Annotated in this window: 10 protein-coding genes; 3 read left to right on the forward strand and 7 right to left on the reverse strand. The window is 42.0% G+C overall.

Annotation, left to right across the window (positions count from 1 at the left end; all coding sequences use genetic code 11):
- Positions 1 to 150 precede the first annotated feature (150 nt).
- Positions 151 to 777 carry a tetratricopeptide repeat protein gene (locus J8L98_RS09025; protein ID WP_210996153.1) on the forward strand — a complete coding sequence of 209 codons (627 nt, stop codon included), beginning with the start codon at positions 151 to 153 and terminating at the stop codon, positions 775 to 777.
- 453 nt (positions 778 to 1,230) lie between these two features.
- Positions 1,231 to 3,666, forward strand: coding sequence for a hypothetical protein (locus J8L98_RS09030; protein ID WP_210996154.1), 2,436 nt, complete (start codon positions 1,231 to 1,233; stop codon positions 3,664 to 3,666).
- A gap of 51 nt (positions 3,667 to 3,717) precedes the next feature.
- Here J8L98_RS09030 and J8L98_RS09035 read toward each other — a convergent pair whose 3' ends face one another.
- From J8L98_RS09035 to J8L98_RS09060, 6 genes are all read right to left on the reverse strand, one after another.
- Positions 3,718 to 6,159: a glycoside hydrolase family 15 protein gene (locus tag J8L98_RS09035; RefSeq protein WP_210996155.1), complete on the reverse strand. Its 2,442-nt coding sequence runs from the start codon at positions 6,157 to 6,159 to the stop codon at positions 3,718 to 3,720.
- Positions 6,160 to 6,168: 9 nt separating this feature from the next.
- On the reverse strand, positions 6,169 to 7,662 hold the full coding sequence (locus J8L98_RS09040) for an MFS transporter (RefSeq protein WP_210996156.1): 1,494 nt from the start codon (positions 7,660 to 7,662) through the stop codon (positions 6,169 to 6,171).
- A gap of 2 nt (positions 7,663 to 7,664) precedes the next feature.
- A complete protein-coding gene (locus tag J8L98_RS09045; protein ID WP_210996157.1) occupies positions 7,665 to 9,563 on the reverse strand; it encodes an alpha-amylase family glycosyl hydrolase in 1,899 nt (632 codons plus the stop codon).
- 90 nt (positions 9,564 to 9,653) lie between these two features.
- Positions 9,654 to 11,513 (reverse strand): glycoside hydrolase family 13 protein, encoded by a 1,860-nt coding sequence (locus J8L98_RS09050; RefSeq protein ID WP_210996158.1) that lies wholly within the window; start codon positions 11,511 to 11,513, stop codon positions 9,654 to 9,656.
- A 12-nt stretch (positions 11,514 to 11,525) separates the two neighbouring features.
- Positions 11,526 to 13,028 (reverse strand): tryptophan halogenase family protein, encoded by a 1,503-nt coding sequence (locus J8L98_RS09055; RefSeq protein WP_210996159.1) that lies wholly within the window; start codon positions 13,026 to 13,028, stop codon positions 11,526 to 11,528.
- A 123-nt stretch (positions 13,029 to 13,151) separates the two neighbouring features.
- Complete coding sequence (locus J8L98_RS09060; RefSeq protein WP_210996160.1) at positions 13,152 to 15,944, reverse strand: TonB-dependent receptor; 2,793 nt, start codon at positions 15,942 to 15,944, stop codon at positions 13,152 to 13,154.
- A 658-nt stretch (positions 15,945 to 16,602) separates the two neighbouring features.
- On the opposite strand from J8L98_RS09060, the gene J8L98_RS09065 reads away from it, so the two are divergent.
- Positions 16,603 to 18,222, forward strand: coding sequence for an alpha-glucosidase (locus J8L98_RS09065; protein WP_210996161.1), 1,620 nt, complete (start codon positions 16,603 to 16,605; stop codon positions 18,220 to 18,222).
- 76 nt (positions 18,223 to 18,298) lie between these two features.
- Here the strand turns inward: J8L98_RS09065 and J8L98_RS09070 are convergent, their stop codons facing one another.
- Positions 18,299 to 18,721 (reverse strand): GNAT family N-acetyltransferase, encoded by a 423-nt coding sequence (locus J8L98_RS09070; RefSeq protein WP_210996162.1) that lies wholly within the window; start codon positions 18,719 to 18,721, stop codon positions 18,299 to 18,301.
- Positions 18,722 to 18,753 lie beyond the last annotated feature (32 nt).

Below are 18,753 nucleotides of genomic sequence, written 5' to 3' on the forward strand. Positions count from 1 at the left end.
TAAAAAAACACTGACGTTTATTTTTATATAAAGACCTTATCCAGTATTTTCTGAAAAAGTTTAGAAAAAATTTAAATATTTTTTTATTTACGTTTTTTACCTATGAATAAACATAATTATCTTGAAGCTTCAGAGTAAGGGAATTAGCATATGGGCATTAACAGAACAAATTTGACTTTTATGACTACCTCACTGCAAAATGGCAATTCTATCGAAGCAATATTAAATGACTTACTCCCTACATTTAATCATATGCATATTGACGAGCGTTTCACTAAACTAAACCAAGCGATCGCATCTCACCCGAAAAGTACTGAACTTTATTTTTTACTGGCATCGCACTATGTGGAAACTCAGGAGAATGATCAAGCAATCAGCGCATTTGAACGTAGCCTAGAACTCGACCCAAATAATTTAATTGCACGATATCAAGTTACATTTCTAGCACTCATGTTAAATCATGAAGCACTCTTCTTAACCCACTCCGACATACTTTTAACGATAGAGAAAACATCGCATTTCTATCACTTTACTATTGGGCTACGTGAGTTTGCTGCTGGAAATTTCAAAGACGCTATTACTCACTTTGAGCATGGCTTAAGTTTAAATAGTACAAATGCATCTTTGCATGAAAATATTAAACAGCTCATTGAATTGGCTAAAGGTGAAGAAACACCACTAGCAAATAACATCATGGAAAATGTAGAGCCTGATGATGCACTCAATTCATCGAACAACTCTATTTTGCTTGATATTTACAATAAACAATCTCATTAATAAAAATTTCCGAACAACAAAAAATATGTGGTGGTATGAAAGTATACCGCCTTATTCTTTAATATGACTTTCGTTTTCGCATTGTTCTATCAAGCTCTCACATTACATAACTGCCACAGCTTTATAACCCTATTATTCTTACCATTATTAAATGTTACGTGGAAATATTCCCATAAATTGATGCACATCACGCTACGGCTCATGTTTTCTCCTAATGCGCATTTTTTCATAACTAAAGCAATGAGCACACCTAGCGATAATGCCCCTAGTACATTTATTGTGAGCACAAATGCGTAGGTGTATCCACCTTTAAGATTTACAACATATTAATTAAAGTGAGCGCGCTTATTTCAACCTGTTTTTAAAATACTTGCTTACAAAACAGTAAATTGCCTTTAATGCAACTAAGCCGTACCATTAATTGAAAAATAACAATGAAAACAGGATATTTGAATGAAAAACACCATGCTTTATTTTTTCAAGCTGAGTTTTACCACCTTAATATTTCTTTGTTCGCACTCTTTTGTTCATGCAAATGAATCAATTCGCGACTTCGTAAATAGCAATATCAATATTATCGATGGTCGCTTTGATCGATACAATTATTACCAAGGCACACACCCTGATGGACGAAAAATCGATCCTTTTGACAAAAGTATCGCTTGGCAAAGCACCAGAAAATTCACAGGGTCATGGTATGGGATAGCTTGGGATGACGCTAACTTCGCTAATTTAAAATATGCAGGCCCTTCAACCACAGGAGGCGTCAAGTCAGCCCCTATGGCGGTAAAAAAAGGAAGTAAAACTTACTTTGTCATTAATGGTTCTTCTGAACTGTATCCAGAACATCAGCAACCACATAGCCGCATGGTCGCTTATTCTAGCCTAGCAGTCATGGTTGCATCATACGATAACAACACAGGTAAAGTCTCAGCCCCGGTGACTGTTCATGTTAAAGGCACAGGGGACGGGCATGATAATGCCGTGATTAATATAGATGACCAAGGTCACTTATATGTATTTGTTTCAGGGCGAGGCCGCGTGCGAGGTGGCTTAATATATAGAAGTAACCGTGCAATTAACGACCCTTCTGGTCTACCATTAGAAGGTGGCTTTAAAATCGTTTATTCCGATAAGTTTCAACAAAAAGACTTTTGCGAAACAGGCCTTACAAAAACTTGTCAACATCGTGAAAATAACTACCTAGGATTCACCTACCCTCAAGTATGGTGGATTGAATCAAAGAAAAAGTTTTTAATGGTTCATACTCGTTATGTTGGTGTACATAATTCGCAAAACAATAACAATTGGATAGCGGGCGACCCTAACTATATCCGTGCTACATACACGTCTTGGATCACACCGCAAGGCAGTGATACCGTCAAGTTTACGACTCCCAGAGAGTTAATTGCTTTAACAAAAAAAAGCTACCCGAATTCTACGCCACAAAGCCATTACTTTGCTAAAGGCCACTACAATGTCAGTAAAGAAAACAATGGTTCTGTCGCAATAGCATTTAATGTGCATCTACGAGACAGTAATCCAAAGCAATACTCCCCTTCAGATAACAGAACAAATTTATATTTTATGTACACCAACGATGGTGACACGTGGTACAACCATAATAACGAGCTGATACTCTCCGAAAACGACTCAATTAATGAAACAGCTGAACTTAAGCGCTTTGAAGTGAAAGAGTATCAAAGCATAGAAAACAACCATTCAACCGAGTCATGGTGTAGTGAACAAACGAATAGTTACTCCACGGTATGCCGCCGAGTTTACCTGAAAGATCTTGATTTCAGAGTCGATAATCAAGGGAAGCTGGATCGCGCAGAGCTACTTGTTGCAGGTAATAGCAGTACTACATATGGCCCTCACCCGAGTAAATTCATTGCTGATCAATACGTGTACACCAGTCGCTTTTCTTTATCTGACTCACAATGGCTTGAAGAAAGAGTAACAAACCGATTTGCTAACGAGAGTAATGGCGCAATGTTATCTGGTTGGCCCAAGATAGATCATAACTATTCGTCTGGCGCCATTAAAATAGCTGGTAACAGTGTTAAAATTGCAGTGCCAATTGCCTCACACAAGGATGGCTTTGCCGGCGGAGAACGTATTGCTTTATTGAATAATCCTAATGGTGAATTAGGTAACTGGCAATCACCTATTTATACCGATAACTATAAAGATCCAGGTTACAGTGACAACAATGTCAGAGCAGTTCATCACGCTGACGGAACAAGCGGTGTCGACTTACTATGGAGCCGAGGTTTAGCTACGGGGCCGAACCCAGATGGCAGCGCGTCGCAAATATATATTGGTGACTGGTCGGCTAACAAAGCGATGTTACCACAAACAGATATTGCACTTAGTGGGCAACAGCTTATATTAGCAACACAAGACATGAACCTTAACAATGATCAAGGATGCCATTCACAATCTGGCACAGAACAGGTTGGCAACAAGTGCGTCAAAACACAACGTGCTTATTTTAAGTGTGCCGATGGTTCGAATCAAACTTACGGCCTAGCCTGTCCGCAAGCTAGCACCAGTAATACATACAGTGCCCATAATGGCCTATATTATTGCCGCAAACCTGCAGTTATGAGCAATACAAATGGTCAATGGCGTTGTGACGTTGACTTACCGAAAGATTCAATTACTGAACGTAATTTGAAAGAATATGCATATACTTGTAATACGAACAGTGATGGTAAAGTACATTGTCAGCGAGGACTAGAGTACTCAGAAAAGTACTACTGTGGCGATGGATTTTCAATCGTAAACTATCATCAATGTGGTAAAACATATACACCTAGATTTACCAAAGCGTGTGCAAACCAAAATGCCACCATAGTAGGTGAGTATTGTTTAATACCGTAAACGATTAAAAATAATGTATGGCGGTATAAACACATACCGCCATCACAATCTCTACTTTAGCTGCTCACTGACCAACGGATAGTGATCCCACACTTGTTTATCTGCTAACGAGCGCACCAGTTTGATGTATTCAGCATGTGTCCAAGCTAATGGCGTAGCAGAGTTAGTGCCTTCACCAAATTTGTAACCGTGCGGGTTAACCCCCACATTATCCCAAACTTGTTCTGGCAGCATCATGCCTTCATTCGCAAATAGCTCCATGCCTTTAACATAAGTGTGCTTGATGTTGTCGACTGTTTTAGCGTTCAATGTGTTGTTTTGAACCGCAAGTGCAATATCATAATGACCGCGTTCACCGGTAAAAAATGGCCAAACTCGACCACGTTGACCAGCGGTATTATTGCCAGCTTCTGCGTAATTTGTACCGCTAATTTTGTCTTCGCCGTAACCATCATTGCCATAGCGACGATAACCTGGATACGTGCCTGACTCGCCTTCAAAGGTAAAACTGTATTTTACTCTCAGCGCATCAATCATGGTTTCGTCATCATATTCTGGCAATGTCGCTACAATACTGGGGGCATCAGCTGAGCGTACACCATAGCGTACTAATTCTAAAAATCCGCCATCAATAATGGCTTTTTTATTCATGCCAGCTCGGCCATTATTACTGTTTATCTTGCTGTTGCTGCTTGGGTTTGAATCTTGCCCAATGCGGAAGAAGTACTGTCCATCCGAAGCTTGGCTATTGCCCTGTTCCGCAAGCACACCTTCATGGGTAAACATTAAAGACTCAACTTGCATATCGTACTTACGTGCCGTCTCTAAATATCGCTGGGCAGCCGCCATATCACCACTGCGTTTTGCGATATCAGAGGCAGTGACTAAGCCTGATATAATCGCTGCTGTGGTAGAAGGTGAATAGCCACTTTGCTCTTCCCAACGTTCTTGCTGTGTTGCAGGCGGCGTAATTTGCGTATCATTCCATAAGATTTTAGCCTTACCTCCTTCCACCAAAAACTCGGCTGCCGGTTTCAGCATTTTCTTATACCAATATTGTAACTCTTCATCACTGAGTACATTCGCTTGATGCAGTTTCCACGCCAGCATAATCGGCATTGCTGTTTGATCTAACTGTACCCCTACCCACTCTAGCACGCCATCCACATGGGTTTTTTGTAAAAACCACCCGATGTCGCCTTGATTGCCCGGTGTTTGGGCACTCACTTGCACTTTCTCTAAGTATTCAAATGCCGTTTTAGCCGTATCTGCATCGCCCATAGCCATAAATGCCATGGCCACTTGGTAAAAGTCTCTTACCCATACAGCTTTGTAACCAGTGTGGCCTTTAATGGCTGGCACGGTGTCGCCCCAAGGGTTCGAGAGGGATGCAATCAGTGCCCCTGCATGGGTTTTATCTTCTTGTGCTTTTAACACCAAAGCACTGGTATACAAGAGCTTGCCTTTATCTGCGCTATAATTCGACAAACGCGTTATGGGTGACAGTGAGGCGATATAATCTTCCCAGCCAATAGCGTTACCCTTACCATTGTATGTATCTAATACCGCTTGATAGCCTTTGGATAACGTCTGCTTAGCCTGTATTGCACTGGCCGTTTGTGAATCAGCAAAGCTCAGTACCAAATCAAAGGTCGCTGTGTTTTTTACCGCTCCTAAATCTGCCAGCATACTGACATTGCCACTGAGAGCGCCTGTCGATGTGTACGTTTGTGCCATTTTTTGCTGCTGTTGCAGTGCACTTAAATTATCACTTTGCCCAGTAAAGCCCACTGATGCTGCACGAAACCCATTTTTAGCTTGCAGTGTTAGATAGTGTTCGCCTTCAAACGCCACCAGCCCGTGCTCAGTGACTTTTGCGCTGTCTCCCACGCCATTATTATTGATGTATGGGTTGGCTGACACATAGGCATGTAACTTAGATAAATGCGTTTTTACAATGCCTCTAACAAATAAGCTTTGTCCTTCAGAGTCTGTAAATACATGCTTTTCCAATGTAAAGCGGCCTTGCTTATCGGCACTGGTAATTTTGTAGGCCAATGACAACGGCCGCCCTTGTGCATCTTTATATAAATAATCTACCGACACATCCAGTGCATCAACATGACTTTCTTGCACCGTAAACGCCGTACCCGAGCTGTCAATTCCGGTGACAATAAACTGCATATCTTTAAGCTGCGCTTGATGAATTAACCCAAACATGGTTTCAGTGATCATCCCCTGTGCAATAGAAAACCACACTTTTGATACCTCTGTGGTCGCCGCACTATCACTATATTGGCCGTCTAAATACGTTTCGTAGGATGTACCAATGCCGGTTTTGCCTGCGTATGCCCAATAAGGGGTATCACCTGGCGCACCTGGGGCTACATTTTGCGTCGTCAGTTGGTTGTCTGCATGTTGGCAACCCACTAATCCACCGGCCAGCATGGCACTGGTAACGATGGCAATCGCACGCTTGCTAAATTGTTTCATGATATTCCTCTAAGCTATTGTTGTTTTTATACGCAGTACTGATACGGCAGCCAGTAAGAATGACACACCGCCAATGAGCAAGGCATAAATAGGCTGATTTTCAAAAAGTTGTCGAAGGATAAGCCCTAAAATACTGGCCGCAAGTAATTGGGGAATGACAATAAAAAAGTTAAATATCCCCATAAATACGCCCATTTTATGGCTCGGCAGCGAATTACTTAACATGGCATAAGGCAATGACAAAATAGAGGCCCATGCAAAACCAATCCCAACCATAGGCAACCACAATAAGGTCGGGTCCGTAATGAATAAAAAACTGATTAAGGCAATCGCCCCCAACACCAAGTTCAGTGCATGCGCGCCTTTTAAGCCAATGCGTTTAACCATCATCGGAATACATATCGCCGCCAATGCCGCAAAACCATTGTAGGCAGCAAATAACACCCCGACCCAATCAGCGCCATTATTGTATGCTTGGCTGGTGGTATCTGTTGTGCCGTAATGAAAACTGGTTACCGCAGACGTGGTGTAAATCCACATTGCAAATAATGAAAACCAACTAAAAAACTGCACTACTGCCAGTTGACGCATGGTGTTTGGCATTGTAAACACATCATAAATAACCTGATAAAACCCACCTGCGATCCGATTTTTGTTTTGTAATACACCCGCAATCAGTTGCACTAATGCAAAACTCAGTAATAGCCCAGCTAATAAGTACAGCTCTTTCTCTAATTCAAACGTCGCCACCGATGACAGTAAAACACCACCCATAACCCCAAAAATTAAAGCACCTTTAGCAAAGTTAATGACTTTTAGCGACGAATTCTGAGTTGATTGCTGTTTGGCTGGTGTATCAAACCTTGCTAACTCAGTAGGGCTATATTCTCTGGTTTTCAGGATGGTCCACATAACGGCAATAAATAAAATGGCGCCACCAAAATAAAATGCGTATTTAACTGACTCTGGTATTTGTCCTGCTGGTGCCGTATTGCTTACACCAAACCAATTCGTCATCATCCACGGCAGCGCAGAAGCTACCACCGCGCCCACACCAATGAAAAAGCTTTGCATCGAATAACCCGAAGCACGCTGCTTCTCATTTAAGTTATCACCTACCAGAGCACGAAAGGGTTCCATAGTGACATTAATTGATGCATCCATGATCCAAAGCACGCCAGCTGCAATCCACAGTGTTGGCGAGTTGGGCATTACCAATAACGACAAGGTAGTAAGTATTGCCCCATATAAAAAGAAAGGTCTACGCCGACCCAGTTTGCCCCACGTTTTATCACTCCAATAACCTATTATGGGTTGTACGATCAATCCTGTGAGTGGCGCTGCAACCCATAAAATAGGGATTTCATCAACCGATGCGCCCAATGTTTGAAAAATACGACTCACATTGCCGTTTTGCAGTGCGAAACCAAATTGGATCCCTAAAAATCCAAAACACATATTCCATATCTGCCAAAAACTTAAATCGGGTTTTTGTTGTTGCATGGCTAATCCTCTTTTTGGTAAACCACGCTTTCACGCGGTGCTAACGTCACTGTAATATGCCCTGTCGCATCAACTTGACTATTTGCATGTGCTTTTAATAAATCTGTCACCGGTAAACCTTCTCGGCTTTGCCAACTTACTGGCAGCTTAACTGTCACCGTATGATTTTGCTTGGCATCAAAATTACTGACCACCAGCAATTGCTGTTGTGCGTGCTCTCGGGTAAACGCCATAACACGTTGACGCGCTGTATCACTAGCTGTTTGTAATGACACTTGCCCAAGCTGTCCGTGAGCAACCGCAGGTGCTTTATTTAACGACATCAAGATCTCATAGAATTGACGTAACGCGCGTTGCTCATCAGACAACATCTCCCCATCAAACGCACCATTGTTCATCCAAGCTTGATGTGCTGGTACGCCAACATAATCAAAAATACTGGTTCTACTTGGCTGACCAAAGCCCGCATTTTCTGAGCCATCTTCACCAACAGTTTGACCAAAATACAGCATACTGGGCGACTGGCTTATTAAATGCGATACCACCATAGCGGGTTTTCCCATGTGCGCATCGCCCACAAATTCAGGACTTGCTATACGTTGCTCATCATGGTTTTCTAAAAAATGCAGCATATGGGGCGCTATATCTTGCACACTGCGATGTGCTGATATCACTTGTTTCGCACTGCCTGTTTGTTGCATCAGCGCCTTTAAGCTGTCGTAAAAACCCACTTTGTCATACAGGTAATCCATTTTACCTTGTTGAATATAAGGTCGGTATAAAGTTGGGTTATACACCTCCGCTAACAAAAAGGCATTCGGATTTTTGATTTTAATGGAGGAGTTTAAAAAGCTCCAAAATTCAACTGGCACCATTTCAGCCATATCATAACGGAAACCATCAACACCTTGCTCTAACCAAAAGTACACGATCTCCCTAAACTTATACCAACTACTCGGTAAGCGATGTTGCTGCCAAAACGCATAGTGCTCAGCAGTACTTTTGTGCGCAAAGTCATCTGGTAGGGTCGGAAAATCATAGCTACCATCAGGTTTTACGCCATAATTAACTTTAACGGTTTCATACCAATCATTGATATCTGGTTGTGCAGCGCGTGCGCCGTTACCTGTCCACTTCGCAGGGTACTCATTAAACTGACCATCAGCTAATGCATGCGCTTGTCCCCCAAGAGGCTGATACTCTGAACTGAGAGGCACTGAGAATGCCTCATTTGTGACGTAATAAAAATTATTATCCCGCGCATATGCCACACTGGTATCGTCATTTTCGCCAAAGTTAGTCACGCCTTCTGGCATAGAGATTGAATGGTAATTACGTGCCACATGGTTTGGCACAATATCGATAACCACTTTCATCCCCGCCTGATGTGTACGCGTAATTAACTGTGAGAACTCCTGTAGTCGATGCTGCGGATCTTGTGCTAAGTCAGGGTTCACATTGTAATAATCTTTAATGGCATAAGGTGAACCGGCACGCCCTTTAACCACATCTGGGTCGTCACTTGTTATGCCATTTACACTTTCTGGTAATACAACTGCGTGATGCAATACTCCGGTATACCACATATGCGTGACGCCCAGCGTTTTAATTGCTTGTAACGCTTTTGGGGTAAAGTCATTGAATTTACCTACGCCATTCTCAGCGGCCGAGCCCCAAGGAATGTTTGCAGTATTGGTATTGCCAAATAAGCGTGTGAATACCTGATAGACAACAGGTTTCTCTGGCATATGTGAATCAACGGGTATAGCTTGCTGAGGCAACAGTGTTGGCTTAACGTGCGCCTGTTGCTGCGAGCAAGCAGCCAATGTTAAACAGCCCAACATCGAGCTGAATACCACGGTTAAATGTGTCGGCAAACTTAAAAATTTATTTCTTATCATAATTATTTCATTATTATTAAGCATCTATTGCAGTCTACATTGCCATGTACGCTAGATTGAACCACTTGCATACGTATTCAGCACATCTATTCATCTATCAGTATGCTTAATGTGTATTAACTGTGCTGAATGCGCCGGTATGCTCCTCATTTCATTCAACCTGATTGGCTTTTGTGTTAATAACTCGTGCCCAGTGTGACTGCCTTTTGTCACTTCTTGAAAACGCACAGGGTCAACCGTGACAGCACGACCTTGTTTGTTTAACAACACCAAAATTGTGTCTGTCGCGTTGCTTCGTGCATAGCTATAAATACCGTCAAATGGACTAAAGTGAATTAATTTCCCCTCGGCTAATACCGTATTACTGTTACGTATTTGAAGTAACTGACGAACATAGTTTTGCATCGATTTTTGACGTTCAGTAAGCCCTATCTGTGTTTTCGCATCTTGAGTTTGCCCAGCAAATCCGCCTGGAAAATCAATACGAATATCCCCGTGATCATTTGAGCCTGTGTTATCTAACAACACCTCAGTACCATAATAGATTTGTGGGATGCCACGCGTTGTGAGTAACAAGGTTATTGCCAGCTTAGTTTTCGCTAAATCTTGCCCAAGTTCAGTATAAACACGGCTCATATCGTGGTTGTCGGCAAAAATTAGTAAATTATTCGGATTTGCATATAAAAAATCATTCGCGAGTGATTGATACACTCTCACCCACCCCGTATTCCAAGATTCCGGTTCATTCAGTGCTTTTATCAATGCCTCTTGTAATGAAAAATCCATCACGCTTGGTAACGCCGAACGATAACCATCTCTATTTACTTTGCCCGCTTGCCAATAAGATGCAATGGCTGGGTCCGCTGACCACTCTTCACCGACAATGTTAAACTCAGGATACTCATTCATTATTCTGCGTGTCCATTGTGCTAAAAACGCTTTATCTGAATAAGAGTAAGTATCGACCCGAATACCACTTAAGTTAGCTGTTTCAATCCACCAGATTGCATGTTGGATCAAGTAATTCGCTAAGAGTGGTTGGCGCTGATTTAAATCCGGCATGGTTGGAACAAACCAGCCATCCGTAAATTGCTTTTTATCATACTCACTGGCATTTGGGTCTTGAATCGTCTGCCTTGCGTGACTTGTTGAGCTAAATTTTCCGCCAAAGTTCAACCAATCGTTGGTCGGAGGGTCACCCACCCACCAATGCTCTGAACCGGAGTGATTTAATACCATGTCCATGATCAACCCTAGGCCTTTTTCTCGAGCTTGAACACTCAGCTCAATATAATCGTCGGTACTGCCCATTCGTTCATCAATACGATAAAAATCCGTGATTGCATAACCATGGTAAGAGTAGCTTGGCATGTCATTTTCACGTACCGGTGTTAACCACAACTGGCTAAACCCCATCGTCTGTAAATAATCTAAATGGCCGATAATGCCCTGTAAATCTCCGCCATGGCGACCACCACGGCTTTGAGGATCAGCGGCCTCTCGCATTCCCAGTAGTGTGTCATTTTTTATGTCGCCATTTGCAAAACGATCTGGGTTAATTAAGTAAATAACATCTTTACTGCTAAACCCTTTACGCTGTGCACTGTTGTCAGCTCGCGGGTATAAAGGATACGTAACTTCATACGACTTACCCTTTAATTGGTACGTAAAGTGCAGCTCACCAGAACGTGCTTGCGGACTGACTTCAACATTTAAAAATGCATAGTTGTTACTGTCCCCACGACTAACCCCTACCAGCGACACACCTTGATATGGAATCAGTTGCCAGTTGGCCTGCTTGATATTAGGTTCACGTACTAATATCTGTAACGATTGATGTGCCATCCCTGTCCACCAATTTTGTGGCTCAAATACCAAAGCCTGGACATTACGGCTTGTAAAACTCAATGCCAACAAAACACTGGCGATAACTAACAAATGTTGCTTCATGAGATCCTCAATTTATTCTTTTTGTAATGATGCTAAAAACGCATCATGTGTTGGCAGTGATGCAACCGTTGCATCAATTAACGTTTTTAAATTAACAAGCAACTCATTTCGTTGCTGAGCACTCAAGCTATCTATCAGTGGGTGTTGTTGCTCGGGTATCAGACCTTGCCCTATCATCACTTGTTGCCAAGCCATTTCTGCAAATAGCGCATCAGCTTGGTGAGGTAATACGCCCGACTCTTTAAATAGCGCAATTCTGTGTTTTAAGCGCTCAGGAATCGCCATTCCTGAACACAAACGCCAAAAGTCACTATCGGCTCGGTCGTTAAGCTTGTAATGCAAGATAATAAAATCTCGAATTTGCTCAAGCTCTTGTCCTGTTTCACGATTAAACTGCTCAACGCTGCTTTGATTTATGTTGCCTTGGGGGAAAAGCTTCAATAAACGCACGGCTGCGGTTTGAATTAAATGAATGCTGGTCGATTCAAGTGGCTCTAAAAAGCCACTTGAAAGGCCTATGGCAACCACATTTTTATGCCACGGTGTCAATCGCTTACCTGTCCGAAAACGGATCACTTTAGGGCTCCCTAATACCTCTCCTGATACGTTTTCTAACAACGTTGCTTTTGCGCTTTCATCACTCATATGTTTACTTGAATAAACAATGCCATTACCCACTCGGTGCTGTAACGGTATTCGCCACTGCCAACCAGCACGGTGCACAGTAGAACGCGTAAAGGGTTCAATTTTTTCACTATCATGCGTACTTTGTACCGCCATCGCTCTATCGCATGGCAACCAGTGAGACCAATCTTCAAATCCACAGTTGAGTGTTTTCTCAATCAGCAAAGCCTGCATGCCGGTACAATCAACAAATACGTCTCCTGACACTTGCTGACCATCAGTTAATGTTAACTGCTCTACAAACCCAGTTTCTGTAGCGATACCCACTGAATCCACCGTACCTTCAATTCGAGTCACCCCCATACTTTGCGCATGCTGGCTTAAAAACTGTGCATATAAATGCGCATCGAAATGATAGGCATACGACAAGCCCTTTAGTCGTGTATTCGGTATGTTTTGTAATTTGGCAAATTTATGCTGTTTCGCTGCTTGGTAATTCAGGGAGAAATCCCAAAAATCATGTTTATTTCCCAGCGCTTTAGCGGCTAACCAATGATGATAGAAATCGCAAAATGGAAAATCCTTGCCGATATTGCCAAACGCATGCATATAACTGGGTTTAGTTTTGCTCCAGCCTTCAAACTGGATCCCTAATTTAATGGTCGCTTTCGTGGCTTGTATAAATGTATTTTCATCAATACCCAGCGCCCCATTAAATGGCAAAATAGGCGGGATGGTTGCTTCGCCTACGCCGACGGATGCAATATTGTCAGACTCTATCAAGATAATATTAAGTTGCTTACCCATCACTTTTGCAAATAAGCTCGCTGTAAGCCAACCTGCTGTACCACCGCCCACAATCGTCAGTGTTTGTCGTGTTTGACTCTCCATTAACTTATACTCCAAAACGATTTGTCTACCATACCTTATGCTCAGCCCAACTAAACGCTTACTAAAAAGCCCTTGCTGCATACACAACAAGGGCTTTCACTCTATTTGCAATTTAATGCTTGATTAAAATTTGTAGCTAAAGCCCACTAAATAAGTACGGCCATAGTCTTGGTAGTCACGTACTTGTAATGCATTGTCACCAGAGAGCGCTGTAAATGGTTCTTCAGTAATATTCTGTACTTGTATACTAACCGACAACCCAGCCAACTCGTCGAATCCGCCTTCAGCAAAATCGTAGCCTAACTGCGCATCCCAAATCGTTTCACCTAAAATATCAACTTGAACAGTATCAAAGCCTAGTCCATATACGTCGCCTTTAAAATCACTGCGTTTACGCATACTTGTTCTTGCTTGGAAACCGTGGTTTTCATAGTAAAGTGTGAAGCTTTGTATGCGGTCCGATAGACCCGGCAGATCATATTCATTCCCATTTTGGTCATCAATATCAGACTTAACACTCGTATGACTTGCCATCAAACCAAAACCCTCAAGGCTGTCATGGAAAAGGTTAAATGGTAACGTTAAGGCCAGTTCATAACCCCATAAATCTCCGCCACCACCATTGACCTTACCTGAACCACTACCCGTTGAGTTTGGCGGTAACTCTCCTGAGATAGGATCTACTACCCCTGTCATGTCTATTTCGTATGTTCCGTCAAATATCCACTGCTTTAAATCTTTTTGGAATACGGCAACAGAGAAATAACCTTCAGCACTAAAGTAGTTCTCATAAGTTAAATCCAAACCCACCGATTCTTTCGGCTCAAGTGTGGGATTACCACCACTGACTTCCCAATAGTTTCCATTTTCATCGGGTCTTTGGTTATATTTGGCATTGACCGACGCGTTCATTTCATCCAAACGCGGTCGAGAAATCGTTTTTGCCACACCAAAGCGAATCGTTTGAGTTTCATCAAGTGCCAATGACAAATTCAAGCTTGGTAATAAATGAGAATAATCATGCTCAACCATGGTTGGTGACGTCACTACCTTGCCATCGACACTGTTAAAGGCATTACCTTTACCCGTTTGTTTTGTCTTGACATAGCGCAAGCCAGCGTTTCCTGTTAGAGGCAACCCTGCAACTTCGGCATCTATATTTGCTTGAATATAAGCGGCAGTTACTTCTTCCTCCACAGACCAAGACTTCGTTGCATGGCTCGGATTGGTTAAGCTTTCTGCGAGTAAATCAAATTTGCCATCAGCAACCATACGACGTGAGTCATACGCAATCATATTACCCATACCAATAAAGTCTAAATTGGCAGTACCTAATCGATACCCCTCTGGTACAGACATCATGCCAGGGTTATTGGGGTAAGAAAATTCTCCTGAAGTCATAAAATAGCCTTCAGATACTTTTGTTTTCTCTCGCTCTCGACGTGAGATACCAAACTCTACACTATTGATATAATCATTTTCCAGCGCTTGCTTAGCGGCAAATTTCAACGCATTCAATTCATCATCAACCGTTGGCGCATTAATAAAACCATCTTGCAGTTGATTTTCGTATTCAGTGCCTACAACACCATATTTTTCGTTCAGAGCTGAACTCCAACCCCATGACAATGGGCCACCTATTTGAATTAAGTTATAATCACCATAATCTAACTGGTGTGAAAATTGCGCCCCAGTATTGCTGCCTGAAAATGTATAACCTAGGTTGTCTGCAACGCCTCTATCATCTCCTCGTCCAGTACCTGAATAGCTTTCTAAGCTCCAAACTTTACGTTCAACACTCGAGTGGCTTGCATCAAACTCAAATGACAGTGTTTCACTAACGTCGTATTTTGCATTAAAGCCAAATGAAGTCAGTTCCGCGTCTCGATCTTCATAATCGTTACGAACAACCACTCGCTGACCTTGTGTCACGGCACTATTAACAAAGCCTGAATTGGTATCAATAGTAGCACTTGACGCAGGAATTGAGCCTTGTCCCCATGCAAATGGGATCTCAATACCTCTGAGAATTTTTTCATCTTTGTAGTCAACATAAAGCGCATCAAATACCATCGACAATTTATCGCTCGGTGCCGCTTCAAGTACAAACATGGCAGAATCACGTTCAAGGGTCGATGAACGTACAAAAGGCTTTGCTCCGCCTAAAATAGAATAATTTTTACCGTCCGTACCTTCAAACTCAGGGTAACCCCATGCATTCCAACGTTTTTCCTGATTTGGCGAAGTCATCGTAGATAATGCAACGGCCACCCCAATCGTATCGTCTGCAAATTTGTCTATGTAGGATACCGTCCCTCTAAATCCATCATCGTTACCGTCTGGGTTTAGCTTTTCAAAACTGGTTTGCTCATACTGACCATTAACCTGTATAACTCGTTCATCAACGCTTAACGGCTTAACCGTTTGCATATCTATAACGCCTGCTATTCCTTCAGCCTCTAAGCGTGCACTGGGCGTTTTGTATACGGTTACGCCACTCATGATCTCTGATGGATACAAATCAAATTCAACACCACGGTTATCTGAAATTGACACTTGCTCACGGCCATTAAACGTGGTCGCACTTTCATTCTCACCAAAACCGCGAATGCTTACTTTACTCGCACGGCCATCAAGACGCTGTGCTGTTAACCCTGGTAATCGTGCTATTGACTCTGCAATAGAAGAATCTGGTAATTTCCCTATGTCTTCAGCTGAAATGGATTCAACAACTTCTGAAGAGAAGCGTTTGGTATTGATAGATTCAATTACACTTGCTCTAAAGCCTTTAACTTCGATAACTTCGACTTTTTTATCTGAATCGATTTTCTTTTCTTGCGCTGCATAAGCAGTATGAGAAACAACCCCCGCTCCAATAAGAGCCAGCGTTAACATACTTGGTTTGAACATAGACATAGTGTTTTATCCCAATTACCCAATTTTTATTGCCAGAGTATATGCCGTGATAGATGTTTGGTTATTGTCAAACAGACTTATCTCTAACTTCTTTTGTTGTCAGGATGAATAGTAGCGCTCTCTTAATTTCATAAACAACTTTATGCATACGTATTCAAAGGGAGTGCCCCCGTAACATGTTTACATTTCCATCACATAAAACACAGCTAAACCAATGTATTATATAGGTATAATACATATTGCACGCCTTACTATATTATCACAGCTATTTTCCTCATTTTTACAAAAAACTTAACGTTAAACCACACAAAACGTCATACTTTTCACCTAAAATCAAACACGAACAACTGATATTAATTGATTTTGTTAATTGGTATTACCAAAATATCATTCTATTTCGCTGCTATATCAATACTTATAAAACAAGGCGATAATCTAGGCAACTAATTGGTAAACTTCCCTAACAAATTAGCACTCGTCACAGTATGCGCCTTTTTCGTCCTGAGAGAATTCGTTATTTTTGCTGCATACGTATGCAACCTTTTTACAGCTTTTCGCGCATCACGTATGCTTTGAGCCAATATTGCACAACACTCACATTGCTTTTAATGAGTAAAACCTGAGTAAGTCGTATCGAGCACAAATTTGGAGAAAGTGCATGGCTCAAAATGAATGGTGGAAAGGCGCGGTTATTTATCAGATTTACCCTCGTAGTTTCCAAGATACAAATAATGATGGCATTGGTGATTTACAAGGGATCATTAATAAACTCGATTATGTCAAATCCTTAGGCGTTGATGCCATCTGGATATCCCCTTTTTTTAAGTCTCCTATGAAAGACTTTGGATACGACATTAGCGACTATCGCGATATTGATCCGATGTTCGGTAGCCTAGATGATTTTGATACTTTAATCGCTCAGGCACATCAACGCGACATCAAAATTATTATTGACCAAGTACTCAGCCATACCTCAAATGAACATGAGTGGTTTATACAAAGTCGTGAAAATAATCTCAACACCAAAGCAGATTGGTACGTATGGGCCGATGCAAAAGCAGATGGCAGTGCCCCTAATAATTGGTTATCTATTTTTGGCGGTTCGGCATGGCAATGGGAACCAAGACGTTGTCAGTATTACTTGCACAACTTTTTAACCGAACAACCCGACTTAAATTTCCATAACCCAGACGTTAGACAAGCGGTGTTAGACAATGTTGAGTTTTGGCTAAAAAAAGGGGTTGATGGGTTTCGACTTGATGCCATTAACTTTTGTTATCATGATGCCCAGCTCAGAGATAATCCTGCCAAACCAAAAGAATTGCGTCAAGGTCGGGGCTTTAGTGAAGACAACCCTTATGCATTTCAATATCATCACTTCAACAATACACAACCTGAAAATTTGGCATTCATGCAAGAGATCCGTCAACTACTTGACCGCTACCCCGGTGCTGTTAGTTTAGGAGAGATCTCCTCTGAAGATTCACTCAAAACCATGGCTGAGTACACCTCAGATGGTAATAAATTGCATATGGGCTATAGCTTTGAGCTGCTTACAAATGATTATAGTGCCGCATATATTCGTGAGACGGTGTCTAAGCTTGAACAAGAAATGACCCAAGGTTGGCCCTGTTGGGCATTTAGCAATCATGATGTAGAACGTGTTGCTAGTCGCTGGCATCACAGTGATAACACAGACCCTCAACAAGCAGCTATGCTGTCAGCGCTGCTGGCATCTCTGCGAGGCAGTGTCTGTGTTTATCAAGGAGAGGAGTTAGGACTTGGCGAAGCTAATGTGGCTTTTTCCGACTTACAGGACCCCTATGGCATTACCTTTTGGCCTAACTTCAAAGGCCGTGACGGATGTCGCACACCGATGCCCTGGCAAGATACAACTGAGTTTGCCGGATTTAGTACACAAGCACCTTGGTTGCCTATCGCAGCAGAACATCGCAAATTCTCAGTTGAGCAACAATTAGTGCAGCCCAATTCAACATTACACATGTTTAGTCATTTTATGGCATGGCGAAAAACAATGCCGACGCTATTGCTTGGTAGTATTGAGTTTATACACACCCCTGAGCCGATATTAGCATTTTATCGCCACAATCAAGAGGAAAGCACATTGTGTGTATTTAACTTAAGTGATGCGACCCATTCACTTAAGTTAACGCTCAACACGCCTTACATCCATGATGAACTGCCTCACAATACAGGTCAATATGGAAATGGTGAACTCTTACTGCCTCGTTTTGGCTGCTTTTTCGCAAATATTTAATCAACTTTCCTACCATATTTAAATACAAGGTGCCTTACCGCACCTTGTATTTATATCACACTACAGCATAAAGCCTTTAATCTACTTCTACACCTTTCAAACTAAACTTCTTGGTCATCCCCTGACTTGCAGGAGAGACCAACCTATATCCTAATTTTTCATAAAAAGTGGGTTCATCTGCTATCATGGATACATAAGAGCCAGTCAATACAACCGATGATAAATATGCGTCGATATAACTCATGACTTTTCGACCTAACCCTTGCCCTTGATATCTCGGGTCGACGGCGATATCCACCACCTCAAAGTTACAAGCACCATCACCTACCACTCGGCCCATCCCTATCAGGACTGAATCTTCTCTAATTGATATGCCATATAAGGAGTTAGGTAATCCTATTGTCGCAGCCTCTAATGATTTTGCTGACAACCCGGCTGTCACACGTAAAGCGCAGAACTCTTCAGGCTCTGGTACTTTTTCTTCAAATATTATTGCCATTATATAAACCCTCTTATTTTCAATAAGTAGGA

The organism is Pseudoalteromonas sp. MMG013 (assembly GCF_018100885.1).
Lineage (GTDB): Bacteria > Pseudomonadota > Gammaproteobacteria > Enterobacterales > Alteromonadaceae > Pseudoalteromonas > Pseudoalteromonas aurantia.

Coding starts and splice junctions, on each gene's coding strand:
- J8L98_RS09025 (WP_210996153.1), top strand. CDS start 151: ATGGGCATTAACAGAACAAATTTGACTTTTATGACTACCTCACTGCAA.
- J8L98_RS09030 (WP_210996154.1), top strand. CDS start 1,231: ATGAAAAACACCATGCTTTATTTTTTCAAGCTGAGTTTTACCACCTTA.
- J8L98_RS09035 (WP_210996155.1), bottom strand. CDS start 6,159: ATGAAACAATTTAGCAAGCGTGCGATTGCCATCGTTACCAGTGCCATG.
- J8L98_RS09040 (WP_210996156.1), bottom strand. CDS start 7,662: ATGCAACAACAAAAACCCGATTTAAGTTTTTGGCAGATATGGAATATG.
- J8L98_RS09045 (WP_210996157.1), bottom strand. CDS start 9,563: ATGATAAGAAATAAATTTTTAAGTTTGCCGACACATTTAACCGTGGTA.
- J8L98_RS09050 (WP_210996158.1), bottom strand. CDS start 11,513: ATGAAGCAACATTTGTTAGTTATCGCCAGTGTTTTGTTGGCATTGAGT.
- J8L98_RS09055 (WP_210996159.1), bottom strand. CDS start 13,028: ATGGAGAGTCAAACACGACAAACACTGACGATTGTGGGCGGTGGTACA.
- J8L98_RS09060 (WP_210996160.1), bottom strand. CDS start 15,944: ATGTCTATGTTCAAACCAAGTATGTTAACGCTGGCTCTTATTGGAGCG.
- J8L98_RS09065 (WP_210996161.1), top strand. CDS start 16,603: ATGGCTCAAAATGAATGGTGGAAAGGCGCGGTTATTTATCAGATTTAC.
- J8L98_RS09070 (WP_210996162.1), bottom strand. CDS start 18,721: ATGGCAATAATATTTGAAGAAAAAGTACCAGAGCCTGAAGAGTTCTGC.